Consider the following 6,000-nt stretch of genomic DNA (forward strand, 5'->3'; position numbering starts at 1 on the left):
GATGTTCAGGTTTGCAGGGGGGCGGGCCACTCGACTGGTTTGGGGTCGCTGGCTGTGCCGGTGGCGGGTTTGGTGATGTCGGGCCAGTCGACCGGGCTGGGGTCGTCTGCTGTGCCGCCGCCGATGCTGTTTGGTTGGACTTTTGGCCACTCGGGCGGGTCCGGGTCATCGGCCGCGGCCGCGGTGATAGCGGGTGTCAGCAGTATCAGTGTGCCGAGGAGGCCGGCCAGCAGGCGGTTCCTCACAGCTTGTCCAGTGCGTACAGGACCGAGTTGTGGACGACGATCGCGTGCGGACCGGCCACACCCCACGGCCGGGCCGTCTCCTTGGGCAGTTGGTGGAACTTGCCGGTCGGCGTACCGGCGTACGGGTTGCTGGCGAGGGTGCCGTAGACCGTCGTGCCGGTGATCGACTGGGGCTGGAAGTTCTCGAAGAGCGAGGTCGTGTTGGTGGTGTAGTTGATCATGCACTCACCCCAGGCCGCGACCTTCCGGCCCTCGTCCGGCACCCAACGCCAGCCACCTACCTGGCTCATGGTCACGCTCGGGCAGGTGGCGACGACAGCGCCGTTCACGGTGGAGTTCACCGTGGGGATCACCTTTTCGGGGGACTTGGTGTTCCAGATCACCAACACCTGACCGGGGCTCGCGGCAACGATGTGGTGGATGCTGGTCGCGCCTTTCGGCCGCGCGGGCTCCAGCGTGACTGTTTCCTTGCCGGGCTGCTGCCAGTACAGCGGACCGGCGTACCGCGCCAGCAGGGCCTTTTCGCCCTCGGCCAGCAGCAGAGTGGCCGACCGGGGCGGGGTCGGGAGCGGCTTGAGTTCGCCGCCCGAGACAACGCTCGCGCCGGCATCGCTCCTCAGCACGACCAGCGGCGACGTACCGAAGAAGCGGACTCGCGCCGAGTCCGGCAGGTTCAGTTCGGTGGCTTGTGCACCGTCACCGGCCCAGTAGAACAAGGATTCCGGCGCCGCGACCGCGACAACCCGCTTGGAGTCGATCGTGGTGTAGACGGGGCTCAATGCGCTGCGCGGCACCTTGTCCTGCCACAGCACCTTGCCGGAGCTGTCGAAGACGGCGATCTTGTCGTCCTTGGTGATGATCGCGACCTCGCTGCCGTCGGGCGAGACGGCCGGCTCGGTGCCCCGCTTGAGGTCCACGGTCCAGCTGGCGTTGGTCGACCAGCCGGGCGGGGCCGGCCGGGCGAACTGATCCGGCCCGACGCTCGGAGTGGGCAGAGCCGGCAGCTTCGGCGAGACGGTCGGTTTGGGGGCGGCGTCGGGCGGGCGCAGCACGACCAGGTAGATGACGGTCGCCGCGATCAGCAGCCCGGCCACGACGGTTGCCACGATGATCGGCCAGATCGGCTTGTTCTTCTTGGTGTCCACCTCGACGGATTCGACCTGGCCGTCCGGGTGGATGATCAGCGGCCAGGAAGCGCCGTCGGACTCCACCGCGGTCGCCTTGACCGCGCGGCCGAGCTGGGCCGCCCGCTCGCTGACGAGCTGGATCGCCGCCTGCCGGGGGTCGTGGTGGTTGACCGGATGACTGCGCCCGGCGATCTTCACCTCGGCGTTGTGGTCGTCGTACAGCCGGATCGTCACCTTCGGCCAGGATGGGATGCCCTTCTCAGCCACCGTGACCTCTCATTCCAGCCACAAAACTCCCTCGTTGGTCCGTCTCCGACCACGCCGTTCTAGCATGTCGTGGCCCGTAACTCATGCTTCGGCCCGATGGCATGCCAGAACACGAGCCGGCCGGCTCGTCTGACCCCGACAAGGGGGTAGAAACATCCTCGCCTGTGGATGGGTCACGCCAGCGCACCCGGATAGCGAGAGAATACTGTGGGCGACAGCCTGTGACGCACCGCGAGAGGAGGGGCCATGACGCAACCACAGCAGAATCCGTGGACTCGGCAACTACCGCCGGAGCCGGGTCCGTTGCAGCAGCAAGGCCCACCCCAGCCCGCGGATCTGACGCCGCGAGGGCCGGTCGCGCCACAGCACGGCGTACCGGCGCCGGCGGAGGACCAGCGGTTGCCCAAGTTCGCCATTCCCGCCGCGGACACCTTGTGGTGGGTGGGCGTGCACGGCGGATCCGGCGAGACGACGATGTCGCTGCTGCTGCCCGGCACGCGCGCGGCCGGCCACCGCTGGCCGATCCCGCCGCCGCCGGTGCCGACGCCTGTGGTCCTGGTCGCCAGGACCCACGGCTCGGGTCTGCGGGCGGCTCAGCGCGCCGCGATCGAGTGGGCGTCCGGTGTGGTGCAGGGAGTCGCGGTGCTCGGCCTCGTGCTGATCGCCGACGCTCCTGGCCGGTTGCCCAGGGTTCTGGACGACTTCGCCGACATCGTCGGCGGCGGCGTCCCCAGGGTCTGGGACATTCCCTGGATCGAGGAGTGGCGAAGGGGGGAAGATCCCACACCCGACAACACCCCGGACGAGGTTTTCGAAGTTCTTGAATCCATCTACGCTCTTCGCGCGTCGAATCAAGCGGGTTACCCCGCCCCCTACTGAAAGGCCACACCCCGATGATGCTGGTACAAATGATCCCCGACTTGATCATGGGCGGTCCCGGCGCCGAGCCGCCTGGCGCGGACAAACTGCTCAAGATCGTCGACTGGGTGCGCTGGATCGCGTTCACCGTCTGCATTCTCGGCATCCTGATCGCCGGCGCCATGATGGCCGTCGGCCAGCGCCGCGGTGAAGGTGGCGAGCACGCCGCCCGCCTCGGCTGGGTGATGGCAGCGTGCGTCGTGATCGCGTCGTCGACGTTGCTCGTGGAAGCGCTCAAGTGAGGCAGGCCACCCGGCAGCAGCTGGTCGCCGGAGGCTGAGCGGGAGTGGGACTGTTCAGCAGGGACCCGGACGCCGATTCCGGGGACGCGGACACCGGGAGCGACGGATCCGCCATCTGGCAGGAGCGTGGGTTCGTCGCCTCGGCGATCGTCATCGGCGCGGTTCTGGTGTGTCTCCTGGTCTGGATCTTCGCCGGTGGCGACGAGACCCCGGCCGGCCAGTCGTCGCCGAACCCGACCGCGACGGCCCTTCCCACCGAGCAGCCCACTGGTGAGCCGACCGACCCGGCGGCGACTCCGACCGACGAACCGACCACGGAGCCGACCGGTACGCCGACCACGCGCCCGACCACCCGGCCGAAGCCGGGCGTGGGCGGTTGCAAGAACAAGAACCCGGATCAGCGCAGGCCCAAGACGGCGCCCACTGCCGTGACGTGGGAGTTCGAGGCGGACATGCTGATCCCGCTGCAGCAGGAGGGGGGACCGGCGGTGATGAACAGTGCCGGCGTCCGCTCCTGTTTCGCCCACTCGCCGACCGGCGCGGTGCTGGCCGCGATGGTGACGCTCGGGCAGATCCGCAACCCCGACCTGACGATGGCCGTGCTGCAGGAGCGGTTCGTCGCCAACCAGGGCCGCAGGGTGGCCTTGACCGAAGGCAGCGCGACGCCACCCACCCAGAGTCCCGAGACGCCCCGGATGGCGCAGTTCACCGGGTTCAAGGTGATCGACTATCTGCCGGATCGCGCGATCATCGCGATCGCGGTCCAGCTCGACGACGCCAAGGTGGCCTCTCTGCCGGTCACCATGGCCTGGGCGGACGGTGACTGGAAGGGCGTGCTGCAGACCGACGGCAGCTTCAACGGTGAGGCCGAGCCCGACGTGTTGCAGACCCTGGACGGCTACGTCCGCTTCGGAGGCGCCTGATGATCCCGCTGATCAACTGCATGTGGCCGCCGAACTGGGGCGAGTGTGTCAGCCGGTTCCTGGAGAAGGCGGTCGAGGTGGGGATCGGCGGACTCTTCTCGCTGATTCTCGACGCCATCAAGTTCCTGGTGGTGCAGGCCGTCACCGAGGTGATGAAGGCGGTCGGCTTCCTGTGGATCAAGATCGACTCCCCGGACGTGCAGAACCACGAGACGGTCGGGTTCGTGATGAGCCACACGCAGTACATCTTGGTGGCGGCCGCGTCGATCGCGGTGATCGCCGGTGCGATCAAGATGGCGGTCTCCCAGCGCGGTGAACCGCTGCGCGACATCATGAAGAGCCTGATCACGATGGCGATGGTGTCGGCCGGGATCACCGCCTTCGCCTCGTTGCTGATCCAGGCCTCGGACGAGTTCTCCGAGTGGGTGATCAACCGGGCACTGGGCGGGGGCACGCAGTTCTCCGACCAGCTCACGAAGAAGATGGTCAATCCGCTCGAGGACGCCGGGCTCAGTCTGGCCCTGGTGATCCTGGTCGGCATCCTGATGGTGATCAGCGCGCTGATCCAGCTCGCCCTGATGGTCATCCGCTACGGGATGCTGATCATGCTGGTCGGCGTCCTGCCCCTGACCGCCTCGGCGACGAACACCGAGATGGGAATGATGTGGTTCAAGCGGTCGATCGCCTGGCTGGTCGCCTTCGTGATCTACAAACCGGTGGCGGCGTTGATCTACGCCACCGCGATCAAGCTGATGTCGTCGCCGACCGACAGCACCGTCAAGGTGATCACCGGGGCGACGATGATGGTGATGGGGATCGTCGCACTGCCCGCCCTGCTCCGCTTCGTGTCGCCGAAGGCGGCCTGACATGAAGCTGATGCTGATCACACTCTGCTCCGGCGACTGGCTCGATTGCCTGATCGCGGCCGTCAAGAGGGTCCTTGGAACCGCCGTCGGAAAGTTGATCGACTTCATGTTCGAACCGATTCTCAAGATCATCGCCGAGGCCGTCGGCACCATGTTCACCACCATCGGCACCTTCTGGGTCTTCGTGAAGACCCCCGGGGTGGGCAACGAGGACACCGGGGCGCCGGCCAGCGAGACGGTCGGCTGGATCTGGACCCACACGCAGTACATCGGCATCGCCGTCGCCGTCCTCGGAGTGATGGTGGCGGCCATCCAGATGGCGATCAGCCATCGCGGCGAGCCGCTGCGGGACCTGCTCCGCTCGCTGATCACCTTCGCCATCGTGTCGGCTTTCGCCATCGGGGCGGTCCAGCTCCTGATCCTGTTCGGTGACCAGTTCGCCAACTGCATCGTCACCACGGCGATGCAGAACGACGGCTCCGGCTGGCACTGCACCAAGGACGGCGATCTGCCCAAGTCGGGCACCGCCTTCGGTCAGGCGATGATCGCGGTGATGGGCTTCAGCGCCGCGGGCGGCGGGGCCGGGATCGGACTGCTGATCACGATCGGCATCCTCACCCTGCTCGCCTCGGTGATCCAGGTCGTGCTGATGATTGTCCGGACCGGGATGCTGATCCTGCTGCTCGGCGTACTGCCGATCGCGGCGGCGGCGACCAACACCGAGATGGGCAAGGGCTGGCTCAAGCGCATCCTGTCCTGGCTGCTCGCCTTCGTCCTCTACAAACCGGTCGCGGCGCTGGTCTACGCGACCGCGCTGCGGCTGGCGTCCAACAACGGCCGCGGGCTGAAGTTCACCGGCGAGCCGATCGGCGCCCAGGTGATGAACATGGTCGTCGGAATGACGATGCTGGTCCTCGCCCTGTTCGCGCTGCCCGCGCTGATGCGCTTCATCGCGCCGATGGTCGCGGCGACCGCCGGTTCGGCCGGCGCCGGGATGCTCGCGGCCAAGATGATCGGTGCGGACAAGATCGCCGACAAGGCGAGCGAGTCCGCCAAGAGCGAGAGCGACGGGCCCAGTGGCGCCCGCAACGTCGGCCGGTCGAGTCAGCAACCCTCAGGCCCGAGTGGCTCCCAGAACCGATCGTCTCAGCCCAGTGGTAGCAGTGGCGGTTCGTCCGGAGGCGGCGGTGGCGGTGGCGGCGGGGGCGGCGGTGCTGGAGGCGGCGGTGCTGGAGGTGGCGCAGGCGGCGGTGCCGGCGGTGGCGCAGGCGGTGGAGCTGCTGGTGGCGGTGCGGCCGGTGGTGGCGCGGCCGGTGGTGCATGGTAGAAGCTGCGGAACCGCGTCGCGTTGTGCAGCGCGTTCGCGATCACCAGGGCCAGCAGCAGCATCGGCACGGTCGAGATCACCCAGA

At 67.9% G+C, this 6,000-nt stretch carries 6 protein-coding genes; 5 read left to right on the forward strand and 1 reads right to left on the reverse strand.

Annotation, left to right across the window (positions count from 1 at the left end; genetic code table 11):
* Positions 1-241: 241 nt before the first annotated feature.
* Positions 242-1,639 carry a PQQ-binding-like beta-propeller repeat protein gene (locus tag AB0F51_RS10675; protein ID WP_360277185.1) on the reverse strand — a complete coding sequence of 466 codons (1,398 nt, stop codon included), beginning with the start codon at positions 1,637-1,639 and terminating at the stop codon, positions 242-244.
* A gap of 246 nt (positions 1,640-1,885) precedes the next feature.
* On the opposite strand from AB0F51_RS10675, the gene AB0F51_RS10680 reads away from it, so the two are divergent.
* From AB0F51_RS10680 to AB0F51_RS10700, 5 genes are read left to right on the forward strand one after another with little or no spacing between them, the layout of a single operon-like run.
* Positions 1,886-2,518, forward strand: coding sequence for a DUF6668 family protein (locus tag AB0F51_RS10680; RefSeq protein WP_360277188.1), 633 nt, complete (start codon positions 1,886-1,888; stop codon positions 2,516-2,518).
* 29 nt (positions 2,519-2,547) lie between these two features.
* Entirely contained in the window at positions 2,548-2,799 is a 252-nt protein-coding gene (locus tag AB0F51_RS10685) for a conjugal transfer protein TrbC (RefSeq protein WP_360277191.1), read from the forward strand.
* A gap of 44 nt (positions 2,800-2,843) precedes the next feature.
* Positions 2,844-3,722: a hypothetical protein gene (locus AB0F51_RS10690; protein WP_360277194.1), complete on the forward strand. Its 879-nt coding sequence runs from the start codon at positions 2,844-2,846 to the stop codon at positions 3,720-3,722.
* On the forward strand, positions 3,722-4,588 hold the full coding sequence (locus AB0F51_RS10695; RefSeq protein WP_360277197.1) for a hypothetical protein: 867 nt from the start codon (positions 3,722-3,724) through the stop codon (positions 4,586-4,588). The genes AB0F51_RS10690 and AB0F51_RS10695 overlap by 1 nt, the downstream gene beginning before the upstream one ends.
* Before the next feature lies 1 nt (position 4,589).
* Positions 4,590-5,915, forward strand: a complete 1,326-nt coding sequence (locus AB0F51_RS10700) for a type IV secretion system protein (protein ID WP_360277200.1) — start codon at positions 4,590-4,592, stop codon at positions 5,913-5,915.
* Positions 5,916-6,000 lie beyond the last annotated feature (85 nt).

Source organism: Kribbella sp. NPDC023855, assembly GCF_040639475.1.
Classification (GTDB): Bacteria; Actinomycetota; Actinomycetes; order Propionibacteriales; family Kribbellaceae; genus Kribbella.